General features: G+C 37.8%; 20 protein-coding genes. All 20 read left to right on the top strand.

Annotated features, from left to right (window positions below; genetic code table 11):
* Window positions 1–49: 49 nt before the first annotated feature.
* The 20 genes from ACFQ19_RS05840 (at window position 50) to ACFQ19_RS05745 (ending at window position 19,907) form a co-directional block, all read left to right on the top strand.
* Window positions 50–967 (top strand): diacylglycerol kinase, encoded by a 918-nt coding sequence (locus ACFQ19_RS05840; protein WP_379591130.1) that lies wholly within the window; start codon window positions 50–52, stop codon window positions 965–967.
* Window positions 968–1,119: 152 nt separating this feature from the next.
* Window positions 1,120–2,517: a 23S rRNA (uracil(1939)-C(5))-methyltransferase RlmD gene (gene rlmD / locus ACFQ19_RS05835; protein ID WP_379591129.1), complete on the top strand. Its 1,398-nt coding sequence runs from the start codon at window positions 1,120–1,122 to the stop codon at window positions 2,515–2,517.
* Window positions 2,518–2,791: 274 nt separating this feature from the next.
* Entirely contained in the window at window positions 2,792–3,853 is a 1,062-nt protein-coding gene (locus ACFQ19_RS05830) for a DNA cytosine methyltransferase (protein ID WP_066186241.1), read from the top strand.
* 82 nt (window positions 3,854–3,935) lie between these two features.
* Window positions 3,936–4,130, top strand: a complete 195-nt coding sequence (locus ACFQ19_RS05825) for a hypothetical protein (protein ID WP_066186238.1) — start codon at window positions 3,936–3,938, stop codon at window positions 4,128–4,130.
* Window positions 4,131–4,149: 19 nt separating this feature from the next.
* Window positions 4,150–4,329 (top strand): hypothetical protein, encoded by a 180-nt coding sequence (locus ACFQ19_RS05820; RefSeq protein ID WP_066186235.1) that lies wholly within the window; start codon window positions 4,150–4,152, stop codon window positions 4,327–4,329.
* Between the two features lie 193 nt (window positions 4,330–4,522).
* Window positions 4,523–4,837 carry a YdcP family protein gene (locus tag ACFQ19_RS05815; protein WP_066186233.1) on the top strand — a complete coding sequence of 105 codons (315 nt, stop codon included), beginning with the start codon at window positions 4,523–4,525 and terminating at the stop codon, window positions 4,835–4,837.
* A gap of 29 nt (window positions 4,838–4,866) precedes the next feature.
* Window positions 4,867–5,250, top strand: coding sequence for a YdcP family protein (locus tag ACFQ19_RS05810; protein ID WP_066186230.1), 384 nt, complete (start codon window positions 4,867–4,869; stop codon window positions 5,248–5,250).
* A gap of 2 nt (window positions 5,251–5,252) precedes the next feature.
* Window positions 5,253–6,590 carry an FtsK/SpoIIIE domain-containing protein gene (locus ACFQ19_RS05805; RefSeq protein ID WP_130860294.1) on the top strand — a complete coding sequence of 446 codons (1,338 nt, stop codon included), beginning with the start codon at window positions 5,253–5,255 and terminating at the stop codon, window positions 6,588–6,590.
* Between the two features lie 222 nt (window positions 6,591–6,812).
* Window positions 6,813–8,030 carry a MobT family relaxase gene (mobT, locus tag ACFQ19_RS05800; protein ID WP_042533091.1) on the top strand — a complete coding sequence of 406 codons (1,218 nt, stop codon included), beginning with the start codon at window positions 6,813–6,815 and terminating at the stop codon, window positions 8,028–8,030.
* 15 nt (window positions 8,031–8,045) lie between these two features.
* Entirely contained in the window at window positions 8,046–8,267 is a 222-nt protein-coding gene (locus ACFQ19_RS05795; protein WP_042533092.1) for a hypothetical protein, read from the top strand.
* Between the two features lie 165 nt (window positions 8,268–8,432).
* Window positions 8,433–8,942: an antirestriction protein ArdA gene (locus tag ACFQ19_RS05790; RefSeq protein ID WP_042533093.1), complete on the top strand. Its 510-nt coding sequence runs from the start codon at window positions 8,433–8,435 to the stop codon at window positions 8,940–8,942.
* A gap of 57 nt (window positions 8,943–8,999) precedes the next feature.
* Window positions 9,000–9,500 (top strand): antirestriction protein ArdA, encoded by a 501-nt coding sequence (locus ACFQ19_RS05785; protein WP_042533094.1) that lies wholly within the window; start codon window positions 9,000–9,002, stop codon window positions 9,498–9,500.
* 59 nt (window positions 9,501–9,559) lie between these two features.
* Complete coding sequence (locus ACFQ19_RS05780) at window positions 9,560–9,940, top strand: conjugal transfer protein (protein WP_042533096.1); 381 nt, start codon at window positions 9,560–9,562, stop codon at window positions 9,938–9,940.
* Window positions 9,937–12,384: a conjugal transfer ATPase TcpF gene (tcpF, locus tag ACFQ19_RS05775; protein ID WP_042533098.1), complete on the top strand. Its 2,448-nt coding sequence runs from the start codon at window positions 9,937–9,939 to the stop codon at window positions 12,382–12,384. Before ACFQ19_RS05780 ends, tcpF begins: the two co-directional genes overlap by 4 nt.
* A 4-nt stretch (window positions 12,385–12,388) precedes the next feature.
* On the top strand, window positions 12,389–14,566 hold the full coding sequence (locus tag ACFQ19_RS05770) for a CD3337/EF1877 family mobilome membrane protein (RefSeq protein ID WP_042533101.1): 2,178 nt from the start codon (window positions 12,389–12,391) through the stop codon (window positions 14,564–14,566).
* Window positions 14,563–15,594 (top strand): bifunctional lytic transglycosylase/C40 family peptidase, encoded by a 1,032-nt coding sequence (locus ACFQ19_RS05765; protein WP_042533103.1) that lies wholly within the window; start codon window positions 14,563–14,565, stop codon window positions 15,592–15,594. Before ACFQ19_RS05770 ends, ACFQ19_RS05765 begins: the two co-directional genes overlap by 4 nt.
* A 17-nt stretch (window positions 15,595–15,611) precedes the next feature.
* Complete coding sequence (locus tag ACFQ19_RS05760) at window positions 15,612–16,523, top strand: conjugal transfer protein (protein WP_042533105.1); 912 nt, start codon at window positions 15,612–15,614, stop codon at window positions 16,521–16,523.
* Between the two features lie 266 nt (window positions 16,524–16,789).
* Window positions 16,790–17,026 (top strand): hypothetical protein, encoded by a 237-nt coding sequence (locus ACFQ19_RS05755; protein ID WP_042533107.1) that lies wholly within the window; start codon window positions 16,790–16,792, stop codon window positions 17,024–17,026.
* Between the two features lie 363 nt (window positions 17,027–17,389).
* Complete coding sequence (locus tag ACFQ19_RS05750; RefSeq protein WP_042533109.1) at window positions 17,390–17,758, top strand: ArsR/SmtB family transcription factor; 369 nt, start codon at window positions 17,390–17,392, stop codon at window positions 17,756–17,758.
* Window positions 17,751–19,907, top strand: a complete 2,157-nt coding sequence (locus ACFQ19_RS05745) for a heavy metal translocating P-type ATPase (RefSeq protein ID WP_042533111.1) — start codon at window positions 17,751–17,753, stop codon at window positions 19,905–19,907. Before ACFQ19_RS05750 ends, ACFQ19_RS05745 begins: the two co-directional genes overlap by 8 nt.
* Window positions 19,908–19,972 lie beyond the last annotated feature (65 nt).

The following is a 19,972-nucleotide window of genomic DNA, read 5'->3' as shown; positions in this document are numbered from 1 at the left end:
AGTTTCATTTTGAGGACGTCGATAACTTCCATACAGGGAGGAAAAGAACATGAAAAAGGCCCGAATCATTTATAACCCTACTTCGGGACGTGAAGCAGTCAAAAAAGAATTACCAAATATCTTAGAAAAGCTGGAAACAGCCGGTTATGAGGCTTCAGCACATGCGACAATCGGTGAAGGCGATGCTGTATCTGCAGCAAGAACGGCAGTCGATAGAGGCTATGATTTAATAGTAGCTGCCGGCGGGGATGGTACGATTAATGAAGTGATTCATGGTATGGCAGAACAGGAGTATCGTCCAAAACTGGCAATCTTGCCTGCTGGTACGACCAATGACTTTGCCAGAGCACTACATATTCCAAGAGGCATTGATGCAGCGGTAGATATTATTTTAGAAAATAATTCTTTGCAGCTGGATATCGGCAAAGTGAACGATCATTATTTTATCAATATCGCTGGAGGCGGCAAACTGACAGAGTTGACGTATGATGTTCCCAGCAAATTAAAAACGGTCTTAGGTCACTTGGCATATTATATCAAGGGTATTGAAATGCTTCCTTCCTTAAAAGCAGCCAGGGTAAAAATTGAGTTTGATGAAGAGGTTTTAGAAGAAGATATTATGCTTTTTCTGATTTCTAATACCAATTCCGTCGGCGGTTTTGAAAAGCTTGCTCCCGAAGCACGTTTAAATGACGGGTATTTTGATGTATTGATTTTAAAGAAAACCAACCTGGCAGAATTTATTCAAATTGCGACACTTGCACTGCGGGGAGAGCATTTAAAAAGTAAGAACATTATTTATAAACAGGCAAAACGGATTAAGGTAACGAATGAAGATAAAATGCAGTTGAATATCGATGGGGAATACGGCGGTTTGCTTCCGGGCGAGTTTATTAATTTGCAGCAGCATATTGAATTTATTGTACCGGAGGAGTTTATCGCACATCAGGAAAATTTGGATTATTAATTGGGAAGGAAGTCTCAAAACATCACGTTGTTTGGGGGCTTTTTTTCTTTTGAGAATGAACGGGCCGGCAAATGAGTATTGTTTTCGATTTTTACATCGTTATGATAAAATAAGGTATTAAAATCGATTACGGAAATAGAGGAAGATGTAAAATGGCGAAATCTACAGGAAAGACACCTGTTCAAAAAAATGAGCAATTATCCATCACAATTGAAGATATAACACATGAAGGAAGCGGTGTCGGAAAAATAGATGGTTACCCTTTGTTTATTCCGAAGACTTTACCGGGAGAAGAAGCGCTTATCAAAGTGGTCAAAGTAAATAAAAATTATGGTTTCGGGAAACTGCTGGAATTGAAAAAAACAAGCCCGGAGCGTGTGGAACCAACCTGTCACGTCTATTGTGGAGGGTGCCAGCTCCAACACATGAGCTATGCCCTTCAATTACAGATGAAACAAAACCAGGTCCACAATGTGATGAAAAAAATAGCACATCTGGAGCATGTTCCAGTACATCCGATTATCGGTATGGAGGATCCTTCTCATTACCGGAATAAGATCCAAATTCCAGTGGATGAAAAAGACGGCGAATTAATCACAGGCTATTATCAAAAAAGAAGCCACCGGATTTTGCAAAATCAAGATACCTGTTATGTTCACAGCCATGCGATGAATGAGGTGCTTCCATTTGTTCGTTATTTAATGAATAAATATGGCGTGACTGCTTATGATGAAAAAACGCATCGCGGCGAGCTGCGTCATATCATGATCCGGACAGGTCATTTTACCGGAGAAATGATGGTGGTGTTCGTGACCCGGACAGCCAAGCTTTCCGGTAAAGAACAGATAGTGGAAGAACTGAAACAGAAATTTCCTTTCATCCATTCTGTTATACAGAATATTAATGATCAGCGCACGAATGTGATTTTGGGCAAAAAGACAAACGTATTGTGGGGAACATCTTATATTCACGATACAATAGGCGATTTAACATTTGCGATTTCGCCCCAATCTTTTTATCAAGTGAATCCTGTTCAAACAGAAGTGCTTTATGATAAAGCATTGGAATATGCGGCTATTGATGAAACGGATGTAGTGGTTGATGCATACTGCGGTATAGGCACGATTTCGCTATTCTTAGCCCAAAAAGCGAAAAAAGTCTATGGGATTGAAGTAGTTCCTGAAGCGATTGAAGACGCGAAGAAGAATGCGGAGCGTAATGGAATAGATAATGTAGAATTTACAGTGGGACAGGCGGAGAAAGTGATGCCGGCTTGGAAGAAGGAAGGTCTGGACCCAGATGTGATTGTTGTCGATCCACCAAGAAAAGGCTGTGATCCGGAATTTCTGGAGGCGATGATGGCAATGGAGCCTGAGCGGATTGTGTATGTTTCTTGTAATCCTTCGACACTGGCAAGGGATTTACGTATTTTAGAGGATGGCGGTTATGAAGCGAAGGAAATACAGCCTGTGGATATGTTTCCGAATACGGGACATGTGGAGGTTATAGTTTCGATACAACGGAAGAATACGTCGAAATCCTTAGTATGACAGTGTTTCACAAGCATTACCAATTTATACCTGATGGTCAAAATGGGCGAAAAAAAGTGCTAAAACATCATGTTGACGTTTCAGTGGGAATCAATCTGGTATATGGAGACACAACAAAATAAAAATTCCATAATAAGTAAGTTTAAAAATTTTAGGCGTTCAGAAAAATGAACGTCTATTTTTTTATGTCAAAATTGGAAATTTATTTTGAGAATTTATTGATTTTCTTATAAAAAATGAACCTCTAATAAATGAAATAAAGGTTGTGATTGATATGAAACTTCTTACGTTAGGAAGTTTATTTGATGGAATCGGTGTATTTCCTTTAGCTGCTTCTTTTTATGGAGTGAAACCTGTTTGGGCAAGTGAAGTTGAGAAGGCACCAATTGCAATTACGAAACGTCATTTTCCTAATATGCTTCATCTTGGAGATATTACAAAAATAGATGGTGGAGAAATACCACCTGTTCATATCATTACCTTTGGTTCTCCTTGTCAGGATTTATCTAACATTGGTAAGCGAGAAGGCCTTGCTGGAAGTAAATCCAACTTATTTTATCAAGCATTACGAATTATTGAAGAAATGAGGTGTGCAACGAATGGTGTCTATCCAGTTATCGCTGTTTGGGAAAACGTCATGGGAGCTTTTTCATCAAATAACAGGATGGATTTTAAAGCCGTGCTGGAATCTTTCACAGGTTCCAAAATTCCAATGCCTACTTCTGGAGGATGGGCAAACGCCGGAATGGTTCGAGGGAACAACGTTGATGTCTGTTGGCGATTGTTGGACGCCCGATATTGGGGAAAGCCCACTCTCGCTCAAAGAAGAAGACGTATCTTCCTCGTGGCAGATTTTAGAGGAAACCGTGCCAAAGAAATATTATTTAAAGCCCGTGATTTGCAATCGTTTCCTGCGTCTTGCGGAAAAAACAGGCTGTCCTCCGCCGGCTCCTGTGGAATACCTGTTAAAGAAACAAGGAGGAACATACCCATCATCCGACCCTTTCAAGAAAGACGTATGCGAAGTGCCGCAAAAGAAAAAAACGAAACAGGATTCATTGGAAGTTTCGGAAAGACAGATGACCCTTTTCCAACAATGCTAGCTGGTTCCGTTAATCTTTTTTCGTTTTGGTATGAAGGGAAAGAAAAAGAAGGTTTTATTCGGCAGCTTACTCCATTGGAATGTGAACGTTTGATGGGATTGCCCGAAGGCTGGACAGCTTTTGGAGAACAAGAAAAAGCAATCAGCGATTATGCCAGATATAAAGCACTTGGAAATTCAATTGCTGTACCATGTGCCGAATATATTATGGCTGGTGTTGCAGAAAGTTTATAGATAATTAATTTCTTAGCTTGTTGGATTATGGTCATCTGACATGCTTTTTTAATGGATAAAGACGCAGGAAAGGAGAAGGAACATGATGTCTTTGAAAGAGGAAGAAATATACGAAGATAAGGTCATGGAATGGATTGATGACCATTTTGTGCTGAATGAGGTTGAGATTGAAGAGTATCCGTTTTTTCTTCATGGAAAATTAGTGCGTGATAAAAAAGGGGAATCCATGATTGTTTTTTGGTGTGTAATATACGGACGTGTTGATTATCGTTTTTAATTATAAAAGGAGAATGATTATGAATATCACAACTTTTATTTGTGTACTTGATGATAATGTAAAGGCAGAAATAGAAAAGGATTTAAGAGCAGCAGGTCATTCAGAAGAAGATGTACAAAGAGGATTGGATAGCCGTCTTTGCGATTTAGAAGACACAATAGATATTCAAAAATATAAAGAAATGCTTCAAGATAGTTAATTTATGTAGCTTAAAGATTCTTTTATAGAATTCTTTCTGTATAAAAAGAATACAGAGAACAAGTATTTGGTTAAGAAAATGAAGTGACAGGAGGTCATTTGATATGATTATTTATTATTCACGTTCTCCTCCGCTTTTATCGTTTTTGTTATGTATTTAAGAAATAAAATAATAAAGAAAAGAGGTCATTATTATGGAACTAAAATATGTCATCCCAAATATGGAGAAAACATTTGGAAACTTAGAATATGCAGGAGAAGGAAAAGTAGAACAACGACGGATTAATGGACGTATGACAACATTATCCCGCAGTTATAATCTGTATTCCGATATTCAACGGGCAGATGATATTGAGGTTGTTCTCCCGAATGAAGCTGGGGAAAAATTCTTTGAACATGAGGACAAAGTAAAACTGGTGAATGCACGTATTACCGCAGAAGGCTATAAAATCGGTGATCGTGGTTTTACAAATTATATACTACATGCTGACAACATCGTCAAAGCATAACATAGTCAACATATAAGGAGGAATATCACATGAGATTAGCACAAGGAATTGTGATTGATAAGGAAAAAACATTTGGGGTATTGAAATTTTCTGCTTTACGACGCGAAGTGTTCCTTCAAAATGAAGATGGTACTGTTTCTACAGAGGTAAAGGAACGCACGTATGATTTAAAGTCCAGGGAACAAGGACGCATGATACAAGTAAGTCTTCCTGCTTCTGTTCCATTAAAAGAGTTTGATTATAATGCAGAAGTAGAAATTATGAACCCTATTGCGGATACGGTCGCCAATGCTACCTTTCGTGGTGCGGATGTCGATTGGTATATAAAAGCCGATGACATCGTGTTAAAAGGAAAAGCAACTTCAACTATTGGAGAAAAACCATCAAAAACACCACCTAATAAGGATAAATAAGAATGAAACCTTTCAAAAAACGAGGGAAACGTATTAGAGAAAAAGACGCTTCTCTCGTTTTTCAATTTGTGTTTATATCGCTGGTTGGTATATGGCTTCTATTCTTCCTCCCTTTTCACTTATCTTTTTTATTGTCTACAACATGGGAACTTGAAGAACTACAAGCACATTTTATTAGCAAGTATGGATTAGTGGCGTTGTGTATTAGTCTCGTTTTAACGGCAGCTTGTGCTTTTGTTTATTATCGTTATTGCTATAACCACTTCAAACAGCTTATTCATCGTCAAAAACTTGCTAAAATGGTTTTAGAAAACAGCTGGTACGAAACAAAACAAGTCACGCAAGAGAGCTTCTTTAAGGATATCCCATCTAATAAATCAAAGGAGAAAATCAGTCATTTTCCGAAAATCTATTATCGGTTTGAAAAGGGTTTGTTTTACATTCAAGTAGAGATTACACTTGGCAAGTTTCAAGAACCATTATTAAATTTAGAAACCAAACTGGAAAGCGGTTTGTATTGTGAATTGGTATCGAAGGAATTACGTGATTCCTACGTGGAGTACACGCTTTTCTATGATATGATTGCGAACCGCATTTCCATTGATGAGGTTATCGCACAGGATGGAAGTTTAAAATTAATGGAGTCTTTTTATTGGGAGTATGATAAGTTACCGCATATGTTGATCGCTGGCGGTACAGGTGGCGGAAAAAGCTATTTTATTCTGACACTGATTGAAGCTCTACTCAAAACAGACGCAAAACTATATATCCTAGATCCTAAAAATGCTGATTTGGCAGACTTAGCTACCGTTATGCCTGACGTGTACTACAAAAAGGAAGATATGACAGCTTGTATTGATCAGTTCTATGAAGACATGATGAAACGGAACGAAGAAATGAAGCAAATGCCAAATTATAAGACTGGTGAAAACTATGCCTATTTAGGCTTGCCAGCCCGTTTTTTAATCTTTGACGAGTACACCTCATTTATGGAAATGGTCGGGAAAGAAAGCGTCAAAGTCATGAGTAAACTGAAACAGATTGTTATGTTGGGTAGGCAGTCAGGCTTCTTCTTAATTCTTGCTTGTCAAAGACCAGACGCAAAATACCTTGGGGATGGGATTCGTGACCAATTTAATTTCAGGGTAGGTTTAGGGCGTATATCAGAACTGGGGTACGGAATGCTTTTTGGGTCAGATGTGCAAAAGCAATTTTTTCTTAAACAAATCAAAGGACGCGGCTATGTAGATAAAGGAGATAATGTGATCTCTGAATTTTACACACCATTTGTCCCTAAAGGACATGACTTCCTAAAAGAAATAGGTAAACTCACAAACTAAAGGCTGCCCAGTGCGGCGCCGTGCGAAGCGAAAGGCGCTGTGCTGGGTTAAGCCTGCGTGGCGACAGCCACGCTTTAACCCCCCTTATCTAACAGGGGGGTAGAAAAACAATTGAAAACTGTTCCAAAAGCCAATAAAGCCTGATGGCACAACGGTTAGGGATATATCACAAAGATGTCAGCTTTTAAGTCAAAGTTGACATCTTTTTTTTAGTTAGGAGGAATGCAAGTGTATCAAATGCCTTGGTATCACGTATTAAGAGAAAAGAGATTGGAATATGGCGTATCCCAAAATAAATTGGCGATACACGTTGGGATTTCAAGACAATATCTAAGTGAAATTGAGACAGGAAAAGTGACACCTTCAGAAGCTATTCAAACTACTTTGTTTGATATTTTAGAACAGTTTAACCCAGAAGCACCTTTGGAGATATTATTTGACTATGTGCGAATTCGATTTTTAACAACGAATCCTACACCAGTGATTGAAGATATTTTGCAGTTAAAAAAGAGTTATATGCTTCATGAAGATTTTGCTTTTTACTCGTACTTTGAGCAATATGTCTATGGAGATATTGTGGTAATGGTATCTCCTGACGAGGACAAAGGATGTCTGCTTGAACTAAAAGGGAAAGGTTGTCGTCAATTTGAAAATTTCCTTTTAGCCCAACAACGCACATGGTTTGATTTTTTTATGGAAGTGTTTCGTGTGGGTGGTGTCTTTAAGCGAATTGACCTTGCCATTAATGATAAGACAGGAATTTTGGATATCCCCTTTCTCACTCAAAAATGCAGAAATGAAGAATGTGTCACGGTATTTCGCAATTTTAAAAGCTATCGTTCGGGTGAACTAGTTCATGCAGAAGATAAACCTGACATGGGTCATACCTTATATATCGGTTCGTTAAAAAGCGACGTATATTTTAGTATCTATGAAAAAGATTATGAGCAGTATGTGAAATTTGGTACGTCTATCGAGGACACCGAGGTGAAAAATCGTTTTGAAATTCGACTTAAAAATGATCGAGCCTACCATGCGATTGTTGACTTAATGACTTATGAGGACGCAGGAAAAACCGCCTTCTCCATCATTAACCGTTACATTCGTTTTGTAGATAAGGATGAGAAAAAACGGCGGAGCAGTTGGAAAATGAATGCAGATTGGCAACGCTTTTTGGATTTAGGTGTGAATCGAAAAATTTCTTTAACGACAAAACCAGAACCGTACACATTTGATAAAACGTTGAGATGGTTAGCTCATCAGGTTGCTCCTACTTGGAAGTTAGCAACAGAAGTGGATGAAATCAATCAAACCACTGTCATCAAAGATATGTTAGCACAAGCAGAGTTATCGGACCGTCATCAAAAGATACTTTTGCAACAAACTGTTCCTGTAGAGAAAGCGATTCGCCTTCCGTCCACTAAAAATGATGAAAAATAGAAAGGAGACAGTCAAATGAATTTCGGGCAGAATATTTATAACTGGTTTTTGGACAACGCACAATCCTTAGTGTTAATGGCTATTGTTGTGATTGGCATTTATTTAGGATTTAAGCGTGAGTTTTCCAAATTGATAGGTTTTCTGATTATTGCTCTCGTTGCTGTTGGACTAGTCTTTAACGCTTCAGGTGTAAAAGATGTGTTATTAAACCTATTTAACAGGATAATAGGGGCTTAAATTGTACCGTTTGTCTGTGGAAGATAAGTGCTTTCCTTATGTTCTGCAGACAAATGGTGATCCAAGCGGTAGCGCGGAAGGGATAAATAAGTTTATGTGATGTACCAGTAAACACCTTGCTGGTGCTTTTTTTATGATTCTTTTTTAGAAAAGAGGTGAATTTCCATGAGAATGCAAGTTTTTATTGTGAATCTTGATAGATATAAGGAGGATCAAATCAGAGGATCTTGGTTTGAACCACCTATTGATTTGGAGGAAATGAAAGAACGTATAGGTTTGGACGGGGAATACAAAGAATATGCCATTTTTGATTATGATTTACCCTTTGAAATAGACGAATCCACACCTGTTTCTGAAATCAATCGTTTATGCGGAATGGTGCAAGAAATGGAAGGTTCCCCCTTATACGACGCTCTTCCCGAAGTACAAAAACATTGGTTTAATAGCTTAGAAGAATTACTTGAAAATCAGTATAAAATCCTTTATTACCCTGATTGTACCGATTTAATAGATATAGCGAAATTTTGGATGGAAGAATCAGGTATAACCCGTCTATTTGCAGAAGTCCCTTTTAATCTTGAAGACTATATTGATTATCAAGCTATTGGGCGAGATTTTGAGATTCATGGCAATTTTCTTGTGACTGCCAATGGTATATTTGAATATCTAAAATAAATGGAAAAGCAGCTTGTACTAACAGGCTGTTTTTCTTTTGTTAGGAGGCTTTAAAACATGGAAATGCAAGTGTATATAGCAAACCTCGGAAAATATAATGAAGGAGAAACGGTTGGTGCTTGGTTTACGCCACCTATTGATGTAGAGGAAGTAAAAGAACGAATTGGGTTAAACGGTGAATATGAAGAATACGCCATACACGACTTTGAATTGCCGTTTGAAATCCATGAGTACACGCCGATTTCCGAAATCAATCGTTTATGTGAAATGGTACAGGAAATTGAAGGCACTCCCTTGTATGACGCTCTCTCCGAAATACAGAGTTATTGGTTTAATAGCGTCGAAGAATTATTGGAACATCAAGATGCTATTGAATGTTACTCTGATTGTGAAAGTATGGAAGATGTAGCTCGGTATTATATAGAGGAAACTGGAATGCTTAGTGGTGTAGATCCCAGTTTACAATACTATTTTGATTACAGTTCATACGGACGTGATCTTGAAATCAATGGTGATTTTCTTGTTACCTCCCATGGAATCTTTGAATATAAGCAATAAATAGAAAGGCAGCTTGTTTAGACACAGGCTGCTTTTTTCTTTGGAAAGGATGTTAAGACGTGAAAAAATTAAAGAGCTACACACGAATTTGGTCGGTGGAAAAAGTCATTTATGCGATCAACGATTTTCGTTTGCCCTTTCCTGTCACTTTTTCGCAGATGACTTGGTTTGTGCTTTCTCTTTTGGCCGTTATGTTACTTGGAAACCTTCCTCCCCTCTCTTTGATTGATGGAGTACTATTAAAATATGTTGGTGTTCCAGTAGCGTTGACATGGTTTATGAGTAAAAAGAGCTTTGACGGCAAAAAACCTTATGGTTTCCTAAAGTCTGTTATCACGTATTGGTTTCGCCCTAAAGTGACCTATGCAAACAAGCCAGTCAAATTTAAAAAACAATCGGTCAATGAAACCATTACAGCGGTAAGGGGGAAAATCGTATGAGTTATCCAATTAAATATATCGAAAATAACCTTGTTTTTAATCATGATGGAGAAGCATTTGCTTATTACGAATTATTGCCATACAACTATTCCTTCTTATCTGAAGATGAAAAAATGCAAGTACACGAACACTTTCGTCAACTCATTGCCCAAAATCAAGATGGAAAAATCCATGCCTTACAGATAAGCACCGAGAGCAGTATTCGTTCGGTACAAGAACGAAGTAAAGAACTTGTAACAGGAAGGCTGCAAGAAGCAGCTTACAATCGAATTGACGATCAAACAGAAGCCCTTGTTTCCATGATTGGAGAACATCAAGTCGATTATCGTTTCTTTATTGGATTTAAGCTTTTGTTGAATGAAGAAGAAGTCAGTATGAAATCGATGGGAGAATCAGTAACGGCGTCTCTCTCAACCTTTGTTCGAGACGTGAATCATCATTTAATGGGTGATTTTGTTTCTATGCCACATAGTGAAGTTGCTCGTTTTCTAAAAATGGAACAATTATTACAAAATAAAATCACTAAGCGTTTTAAGGTTCGGCCTTTAACGAAAAATGACATGGGGTATTTAATCGAACACTTACACGGACAAACGGGTATTGCCTTTGAAGATTACAGTTATAACCTCTCTTATGAGAAAGGTGAAAAAGAAACTTACGTCAAACGTTATGACCTCATTAAACCCACACGCTGTCTGATTACAGAAAAACAGCGTTACATCAAGTTGGAACAGGAAGATACAACAACTTATGTTGCTTACTTTACCATTAATTCCATTGTTGGTGATTTGGAATTTCCCAGTGATGAAATCTTTTACTATCAGCAACAACAATTCACGTTTCCAATCGACACCTCTATGCATGTCGAGATAGTCACCAATAAAAAAGCATTATCAACCGTACGCAATAAGAAAAAGGAATTAAAGGATTTAGATAACCATGCGATGGATTCAGATAATGAAACGGGAAATAACGTGTTGGAAGCTTTGGAACAAGTCAATGAATTAGAGGATGTCCTCGATCAGACGAAAGAATCCATGTATAAGTTAAGCTATGTCATTCGGGTATCTGCTTCTAGTTTGGATGAACTCAAACAACGCTGTAATGAAGTCAAAGATTTTTATGATGACTTAAATGTAAAACTTGTTCGCCCATTTGGCGATATGTTGGGTTTACATGGTGAATTTATTCCTGCCAGTAAACGCTATATCTCCGACTATGTACAGTATGTCACTTCGGATTTTTTAGCTGGCCTTGGATTTGGTGCAACGCAAATGTTAGGAGAAAATGAAGGCATTTATTTTGGGTACAACTTAGATACGGGAAGAAATGTCTATCTCAATCCTAGTCTCGCTAGTCAAGGTGTAAAAGGCTCTGTCACGAACGCTTTGGCCTCTGCTTTTTTAGGTTCACTTGGTGGTGGAAAATCGTTCTCCAATAACTTACTGGTATACTATGCCGTTCTTTTTGGTGGTCAAGCATTGGTTGTCGACCCTAAGGGCGAACGTGGCGGCTGGAAAGAAGCTTTACCTGATATTGCTGATGAAATTAATATCGTTAATTTAACCAGTGAAGAAAGCAATCAAGGGCTGCTTGACCCGTTTGTCATTATGAAAAATAAGAAGGATTCGGAAAGTTTAGCGATTGATATTCTTACCTTCTTAACGGGTATTTCCAGTCGGGATGGTGATAAGTTTCCTGTCTTACGACGAGCTATTCGAGCAATCGGTCAACAAGAGGAACGCGGCTTAATGCTGGTGATTCATGAACTAAGGAGTGATCCAAATCCGCTTGCTTCCACTATTGCAGATCATATCGAAAGTTTTACCGATTATGACTTTGCCCACCTTCTCTTTTCAGACGGAACGGTTCAAAATTCTATCAGCTTAGAAAAACAGCTCAATATTATACAGGTGGCAGATTTAGTATTGCCTGACGCGGAAACCAACTTTGAAGAATACACGACAATGGAATTGTTGAGTGTCGCCATGTTAATTATTATTTCTACATTTGCCTTAGACTTCATTCACTCTGATCGCAGTATTTTTAAAATTGTAGATGTTGATGAGGCCTGGAGCTTTTTACAAGTGGCACAAGGGAAAACACTTTCTAATAAACTGGTACGTGCTGGCCGCTCCATGAATGCAGGTGTGTACTTTGTTACCCAGAACGCTGACGATCTAACAGACGAAAAATTGAAGAATAATATTGGTGTGAAATTTGCGTTTCGTTCCAGGGATAGTACAGAAATTAAAAAAACGCTGCAATTTTTTGGCGTGGACGCGGAAGATGAAGCCAATCAACGTCGATTAAGAGAATTGGAAAATGGACAATGCCTTATGCAAGATTTATATGGACGAGTTGGGATTATTCAGGTTCATCCTGTGTTTGAAGATTTATTTGACGCTTTCGACACTCGACCACCTGTCCTAGAAAGGCAGTGATAAGATGAACAAACCAAAACTGAAAAAGATTGTATGGATGACGGTACTCATTGGTGCGGTCATTTTTTTATTGTTTCTTTCCCTGTTTACTGTAACACAGGCTGCTGGATTAGTTGATGATACGGTATCAGAGGACAATCTTTATTCCTTGTATCCACTCGACCATTATCAGTTAGATTTTTTTGTGGATTCGGGGTGGGATTGGCTGCCGTGGAATTGGGATGATGGAATCGGAAAACAAGTCATGTACGGACTGTACACGATCACCAATTTTATTTGGATTATCAATTTATATCTTTCCAATGCCACTGGTTATTTAGTACAACAAGCGTATTCTCTTGATTTTATTTCTGAAACAGCAACCGCCATCGGACAGAATATGCAAACATTGGCTGGAGTTACTGCACAAGGTTTTGGAACAGAAGGTTTTTATGTTGGTTTCCTTCTTCTCTTTGTATTGATTGTTGGAATTTATGTTACCTATACAGGTCTCATGAAACGAGAAACAACAAAGGCTTTTCGTGCTATTTTGAATTTCCTAGTGGTGTTTATCGTATCAGCGGCTTTTATTGCGTTTGCCCCAACCTATATTACAAAAATTAATGATTTTTCCGCAGATGTAAGTGAAGCAGCACTTGACTTAGGTACAAACATTCTTATGCCTAACTCCAACAGTCAAGGAAGTGATAGTGTCGATATGATTCGAAATAACCTTTTTTCCATTCAAGTGGAGCAACCATGGTTATTATTGCAGTTTGATAACTCGGACAAAGAAGCGATTGGAGAAGAACGAGTGGACGCTTTAGTTTCCATCAGTCCTGATACAAACAATGGAGAAGATCGAGAAGCAGCCGTGCAAGCAGAAATTGAGGATCACGATAATAAAAATTTGACCATTACCAAAACGACTACTCGCTTAGGGATGGTTTTTTTCTTGTTTATATTTAATATCGGGATTTCCATATTTGTATTTCTTTTATCGGGGATGATGATTTTCTCCCAACTTCTATTTATTGTGTTTGCGACATTTCTACCTATTAGTTTTCTGCTTTCCATGATACCGACTTTTGAAAACATGGGTAAACAGGCCATTTTAAAACTGTTTAACGTGATTATGCTGCGTGCTGGAATCACACTCGTGATAACGATAGCTTTTAGTATTTCGTCCATGCTGTATAGCTTAACCAGCTCCTATCCGTTTTTCTTAATTGCTTTTCTGCAAATTGTGACTTTTGCAGGGATTTATATGAAGCTTGGCGACATCATGAGTATGTTTCGTTTACAAAGCAGCGACACCCAACAAGTTGGACGGAGCGTTATGCGTCGCCCGAAACAGATGGCCTATCGCAGTGGTCGAAGGTTACAACGTTCCATTAGTCGTACGTTAACAGGTGTAACGGCTGGAGCAACCGTTGGCAAAATGATGAGTAAATCAGGAAAAACACAACATTCTTTCTCTCTCCGTCGACCTATACAAAGTCTGCACTCTATGCGGTCAAACAAAACAGAGAAACCTAATCAGGAGCGAAAATCATTTAGTCAAAAGATCGGACAAACCACTGGAAAAGTGTTAGACACGAAAAATCGTGTACGAGCGAATATCAACCACAGAAAACAGCAAGTCAAAGATTTACCAACCACAACGAAATACGCTTTGGCTCAAGGAAAAGAAAAAATTCAACGGCCAGGCAAGGATTTTAAACAAGGAGTGTCACAAGCCAAAGAGCAGCGACAACGTGAAAACACCGAACGCACAAGTAAACATCGAAAGACGATTGCGGAAAGACGACAAGCTTTGGATAAAAAGAAGAAAAATATCACTGCTTACTCCAATAAGCCTACGGTACAAAAGAATTCTCCTTCCTCATTCACAAAAGAGAAACAGAAAATGAAGCCGAAAGAAAGTCTGAATCCTGAAAGTCATAAAAGAAAACAAGTGCCTGTGCAAAAAGAAAAAATTCAAAGATTACAGAATCAAAATAGAAAAGTGAATCAGCCTTATCAAGTATCCACAAAAAGAAAGAAGCAAAGTCAAAGAACACACCCTACCCGACTGCCGAAACAAACATCGAAAGGAAAAGAACAACAGGTGATTAAGCGACCTGTCCTTCCTAGAAAACGAACACGTCAAAAAGTGAAACCTCCACGCCAGAGACAAACCGTTAGGAGGAAAAAATCATGACATTCTTAAAGCTTAAAATCATGCTGATTATCGGTGGGATAGGTTTCTTGGCATTCTTAGGATTACTTGCCTTTGTTGCTATCTTTATTTCCGATGAAGCAGGAGATTTTGATTCTTCCATGGATTTAGGTTCACCAAATGATTGGCAAAATGTATCTCTATCCAAAGATGTGCTGGCTCATCAACCAATGGTGGAAAAATACGCAAATGAATATGGAATCAGCGACTATGTGCCGATTTTACTTGCGATTATTGCTGTTGAAAGTGGTGGTAATGCCGAGGATGTTATGCAATCAAGTGAATCATTAGGATTACCACCGAACACGTTAGATACGGAAGCTTCTATTAAACAGGGAACGAAATACCTTGCGAACTTATTGCAGTCAGCAGATACAAAAGGTGTCGATGATTCGACCGTACTTCAAGCTTATAACTATGGCGGGGCTTTTATTGATTATGTGGCAGGACGAGGAAACTCTTACACTTTTGATCTAGCTGAAAGCTTTGCGAAAGAGCGATCAGGAGGAAAGAAAGTCAGCTACTCTAACCCCATTGCGATAGAGAAAAACGGTGGTTGGAGGTACGGCTATGGCAATATGTTTTATTTAGATTTACTTCAACCTTATCTTCGTGAAACGCCGTCCTTTGATGATGATACCTTTCGACTGGTGATGGAAGAAGCCTTAAAATATGAGGGTTTCCCATATGTTTTTGGTGGGGCTCATCCTGATACTTCATTTGATTGTAGTGGACTTATACAATGGATTTTCCGTGAAGCAGGAATTAATTTACCTCGTACCGCTCAAGAACAGTATGAAGCTACAGAACACATCCCTCTATCAGAAGCAAAGCCAGGAGATTTAGTATTTTTCCATTCGACTTACAACACCGCCAACTACATTACGCATAATGGAATTTATGTTGGAAACAATCAAATGTTCCATGCGGGGAATCCGATCGGTTATGCGGATTTAACATCTTCTTACTGGCAAGAACATCTAGTAGGTGCTGGACGTATCAAAAACTAAGGAAAGGTTGGGATAACATGAAGCTGCCTTTTAGTATAAAAGAAAAGCAAAAAAACCCGAAGAAAACGAAAAAGATAAAAGTAAGAACGATTGGGAAACGAAAAAAATCCGTGTTGTTTTTATGGATATTGCTTCTTAGTAGTCTTGCGTTTGGGATCTACAAAAACTTTACAGCGATTGACCAGCATACGATCCATGAAAGAGAAATTATAGAAAGCCGTATTCAAGATACAACTGCCATTGAAAGTTTTACAAGAAACTTTGTAACAGACTACTATTCTTGGGAAAATGAAACTGAAGCATTGGAAGAACGAACCGAAAAATTGAAAGATTATTTAACCGAAGAATTGCAAGCTTTAAATAGTGATATGATTCGAGAGGATATTCCTACTAGTTCTACTGTAAAAGATATAAATATTTGGTCAATAACGGAAGAAACAGAAAATACGTTTTCCGTCATTTATTCCGTACAGCAAGAAATCATGGAAGATAAAGACAGCTCATTAACAAGTTCAACTTATCGTATTGTACTCTATCAAGATGAACAAAAGAATCTGGTCATTACGCAAAACCCTACTCTGTGGAATAAGCCCGAAAAATCTAATTTTACACCAGAACAAGTGGAAAGTGATGGAACGGTAGAATCAGAAACGGCAGAAGAAGTCATGGAGTTTTTAGTGACGTTCTTTTCCTCTTACCCAACAGCAACGAATCAAGAACTTGCTTATTATGTGAAGAACAATGCCTTACCAGCCATTGAAAAAGATTATACGTTTTCTGAGCTTGTAAATCCAGTATTTCAAGAACAAGATAATCAAATTAAAGTATGGGTTACTGTAAAGTATTTGGATAATACCACAAAAGCAACACAACTTTCACAATATGACCTCACATTAGAGAAAGATTCTAACTGGATGGTTGTTGAATAAGAAGATTTTTAGCCGGAAAGTATAAAGAATCACTACCTGTTCAATCTACAATAAATAGGTGATGATTGCCATTTGTTATTATCAGATTTAAATGCTCACCATGAAGTTTAGTGAATGGATAGTTTTTTAACACTAAATTGTTGTCTATAGATTATAGAGTGTGGTTATATCAAAATCTCCTTAAGTGCTGACTTTATACTAGAGGGCACAGTATAATTGATTAAACATTTTTTCACAATGTATGATTAAAAAATAGTAAGGATTTGATGTTATTTAAAAAAACAGAAAGGAATCTACTTGCTCATCAGTTAAATCGAAAGTTATATTTTGCAGAAATAGAAGAAAAATTAATTAAAGTCACCTATTGCCTAATGGCAGATGATCTATATACGGTAGATCATGCTATTCCTGAATTAATTAAGATAATTGACCAATTAGAACTAGAAAAACGGGCAATAATGAATGAAATTGGACGATTAGAGGATTCTGATGGTCGAGCATAGTAATATAGAAATAAAAGAAATTTTGTATAAAGAGTATGAAAAAATGTATAAGCGATCATCACTTGCTCTGTTTGGTACTAGACAAGTGGTGATCGCTTTATACAACCAAATTTCATATATTTTCTTAACATCTTAATTACTTAAAATCAATGATTTATTCTAATGTAAATAAATATGCCATTTGTGAGGAGTCATAAAGCAAATTATCAATACTTATTTTGGTTGGGTAGGAAACTCATATTCCAAGATTTAATAATTGAAAGAAATTTATCCTTCATGATATTCAAATAAATACTTGAATGATTAGAAGAAAAGGACTATACTATAATCAAATAAACATTTGAATGTAATGGAGTGAAGAAAATGAGTAATAAAGATATGTGTGAAATTTTTTGTTATGACGAAGAAAAAGTCAATCGAATACAAGAAGATTTGCTACAACATGATATTTATAGTATTTCTCGATTATTTAAAATACTTGCAGATGAAAATAGAGCAAAGATTTCCTATGCTCTATGTCAAGAGGACGAGTTATGTGTATGTGACATCGCCAACATTATTGGTTCTTCGATAGCTACAGCTTCTCATCATTTACGAACTCTTCATAAACAAGAAATTGTGACATATCGCAAGGAAGGAAAATTAGCATTTTATTCATTGGAGAATGAACAAATTAAACAATTAATGGCCATTACGCTGGTTCAGAAGAAGGAAGTGGAAGCAAATGTCTGAATCATTACCGAAAGAAACAATGAGCACTTATCGTGTGCAAGGGTTTAGTTGTGCAAGCTGTGCCCAAACCTTTGAAGATAACGTAAAAGCATTAGAAGGTGTACAAGAGGCCAAAGTAAACTTTGGAGCCTCTAAAATTTCCGTTTACGGGGAAGCAACAACAGAGGATCTAGAAAAAGCAGGAGCTTTTGAAAATCTTAAGGTGACTGCTGAATATGGAGGGAAAGACCCAAAAAGTGAAGAGCTTGATAAGGAGGAAAAAATTCCATTTTATAAAAAACATAGTACATTACTGTACTCGACCTTATTTATGGCTTTCGGTTTCCTTTCTATGTTTGTAAACGGAAATGAAAATATCGTTACAGCATTGTTATTTATCACATCTATGTTAGTAGGCGGATTATCGCTGTTTAGAGTGGGTTTGCAAAACTTAATTCGATTCCAGTTTGACATGAGAACCCTCATGACAGTTGCTGTAATCGGTGGTGTCATTATTGGGGAATGGGCGGAGGTTGCCATTGTCGTTATACTCTTTGCTATTAGTGAAGCGCTGGAACGGTTTTCCATGGATAGAGCAAGGCAATCCATCCATTCATTAATGGATATTGCACCAAAGGAAGCTATTGTCAGACGGAATGGACAAGAAATAACTATTCATGTAAATGATATTGCAATTGGGGATATTATGCTTGTTAAACCAGGGCAAAAAATTGCTATGGATGGTGTCATTGTAAATGGATATTCGTCTATTAACCAAGCAGCGATAACAGGCGAATCGGTTCCTGTTGAAAAAGCCGTTGACGATGAAGTATTTGCAGGAACGCTTAATGAAGAAGGGCTGCTTGAGGTCAAAATTACAAAGCTTGTTGAAGACACAACGATATCAAAAATTATCCATTTAGTGGAGGAAGCGCAAGGAGAACGTGCGCCGTCTCAAGCTTTTGTGGATAAATTTGCTAAATATTATACGCCAAGCATTATGGTTATTGCAGCATTAGTAGCTATCGTGCCGCCTTTATTCTTTGATGGAAGTTGGGGGAACTGGGTGTACCTAGGTCTAGCCACGCTGGTTGTTGGATGTCCTTGTGCGTTGGTTATTTCGACTCCCATTTCGATTGTTTCAGCAATCGGCAATGCTGCAAAAAAAGGTGTTCTGGTCAAAGGCGGTGTCTACTTAGAAGAAATAGGCGGATTAAAAGCCATTGCATTTGATAAAACAGGAACACTCACGAAAGGCGTTCCCGTTGTAACAGATTTTAACTTATTAAATAAACAGGTAGAAGAGAAAGAGCTGCTTTCCATCATTACAGCGCTTGAATACCGTTCGCAACACCCTCTTGCTTCAGCAATTATGAAAAAAGCAGAGCAAGAAAATATCCCGTACTCAGATATAAGTGTAACAGACTTTTCTTCTATTACAGGCCGGGGTATAAAAGGAATTGTAAAAGGAACAACCTATTATATAGGAAGCCCAAAACTCTTCAAGGAATTATTTGTTCCTGATTTTAGCCAAGATTTTGAAGATAAGGTTAAAAATCTTCAAAATCAAGGGAAAACGGCCATGATTATTGGAACGGAAGAAAATATACTTGCCGTTATTGCAGTTGCTGATGAAGTACGTGAAACCAGCAAACATGTGATTCAAAAGTTACATCAGTTAGGTCTCAAAAAGACAATTATGTTGACTGGTGATAATAAAGGTACTGCTGATGCAATCGGTACACACGTAGGCGTATCTGATATTCAAGCAGAATTAATGCCGCAGGATAAATTGGACTATATTAAACAATTGAGAGCGGAGTATGGTAATGTAGCCATGGTTGGTGATGGTGTCAATGATGCCCCAGCATTAGCAGCTTCTTCAGTTGGAATAGCAATGGGCGGTGCTGGTACAGATACAGCACTTGAAACGGCAGATGTTGCTCTTATGGGTGATGATTTAAGAAAGCTTCCGTTTACTGTTAAACTCAGTCGTAAAACACTAAATATCATCAAAGCGAACATTACCTTTGCTATTGCTATTAAAATAGTGGCCTTACTGTTGGTTATTCCGGGTTGGTTAACTCTGTGGATTGCCATTCTATCTGATATGGGAGCAACCCTTTTAGTTGCTTTAAATGGATTGAGGCTTATGAGGGTAAAAGAATAAAATGAACAGAGCTCTCTATACATCGGGAGCCCTTCAAGATTATATTTAAAATTAAGCGGGTGCAT

This window comes from Oceanobacillus locisalsi, from assembly GCF_042675985.1.
GTDB classification, from domain to species: Bacteria; Bacillota; Bacilli; order Bacillales; family Amphibacillaceae; genus Oceanobacillus; species Oceanobacillus locisalsi.
Note: the sequence above shows the minus strand (reverse complement) of the source record. Positions and strands in the feature narration are given on the sequence as shown.

Excerpts from the sequence above, each read along its gene's own strand:
- ACFQ19_RS05840 (WP_379591130.1), top strand. The coding sequence starts at position 50 with ATGAAAAAGGCCCGAATCATTTATAACCCTACTTCGGGACGTGAAGCA.
- rlmD (WP_379591129.1), top strand. The coding sequence starts at position 1,120 with ATGGCGAAATCTACAGGAAAGACACCTGTTCAAAAAAATGAGCAATTA.
- ACFQ19_RS05830 (WP_066186241.1), top strand. The coding sequence starts at position 2,792 with ATGAAACTTCTTACGTTAGGAAGTTTATTTGATGGAATCGGTGTATTT.
- ACFQ19_RS05825 (WP_066186238.1), top strand. The coding sequence starts at position 3,936 with ATGATGTCTTTGAAAGAGGAAGAAATATACGAAGATAAGGTCATGGAA.
- ACFQ19_RS05820 (WP_066186235.1), top strand. The coding sequence starts at position 4,150 with ATGAATATCACAACTTTTATTTGTGTACTTGATGATAATGTAAAGGCA.
- ACFQ19_RS05815 (WP_066186233.1), top strand. The coding sequence starts at position 4,523 with ATGGAACTAAAATATGTCATCCCAAATATGGAGAAAACATTTGGAAAC.
- ACFQ19_RS05810 (WP_066186230.1), top strand. The coding sequence starts at position 4,867 with ATGAGATTAGCACAAGGAATTGTGATTGATAAGGAAAAAACATTTGGG.
- ACFQ19_RS05805 (WP_130860294.1), top strand. The coding sequence starts at position 5,253 with ATGAAACCTTTCAAAAAACGAGGGAAACGTATTAGAGAAAAAGACGCT.
- mobT (WP_042533091.1), top strand. The coding sequence starts at position 6,813 with ATGCAAGTGTATCAAATGCCTTGGTATCACGTATTAAGAGAAAAGAGA.
- ACFQ19_RS05795 (WP_042533092.1), top strand. The coding sequence starts at position 8,046 with ATGAATTTCGGGCAGAATATTTATAACTGGTTTTTGGACAACGCACAA.
- ACFQ19_RS05790 (WP_042533093.1), top strand. The coding sequence starts at position 8,433 with ATGAGAATGCAAGTTTTTATTGTGAATCTTGATAGATATAAGGAGGAT.
- ACFQ19_RS05785 (WP_042533094.1), top strand. The coding sequence starts at position 9,000 with ATGGAAATGCAAGTGTATATAGCAAACCTCGGAAAATATAATGAAGGA.
- tcpF (WP_042533098.1), top strand. The coding sequence starts at position 9,937 with ATGAGTTATCCAATTAAATATATCGAAAATAACCTTGTTTTTAATCAT.
- ACFQ19_RS05770 (WP_042533101.1), top strand. The coding sequence starts at position 12,389 with ATGAACAAACCAAAACTGAAAAAGATTGTATGGATGACGGTACTCATT.
- ACFQ19_RS05765 (WP_042533103.1), top strand. The coding sequence starts at position 14,563 with ATGACATTCTTAAAGCTTAAAATCATGCTGATTATCGGTGGGATAGGT.
- ACFQ19_RS05760 (WP_042533105.1), top strand. The coding sequence starts at position 15,612 with ATGAAGCTGCCTTTTAGTATAAAAGAAAAGCAAAAAAACCCGAAGAAA.
- ACFQ19_RS05755 (WP_042533107.1), top strand. The coding sequence starts at position 16,790 with ATGTTATTTAAAAAAACAGAAAGGAATCTACTTGCTCATCAGTTAAAT.
- ACFQ19_RS05750 (WP_042533109.1), top strand. The coding sequence starts at position 17,390 with ATGAGTAATAAAGATATGTGTGAAATTTTTTGTTATGACGAAGAAAAA.
- ACFQ19_RS05745 (WP_042533111.1), top strand. The coding sequence starts at position 17,751 with ATGTCTGAATCATTACCGAAAGAAACAATGAGCACTTATCGTGTGCAA.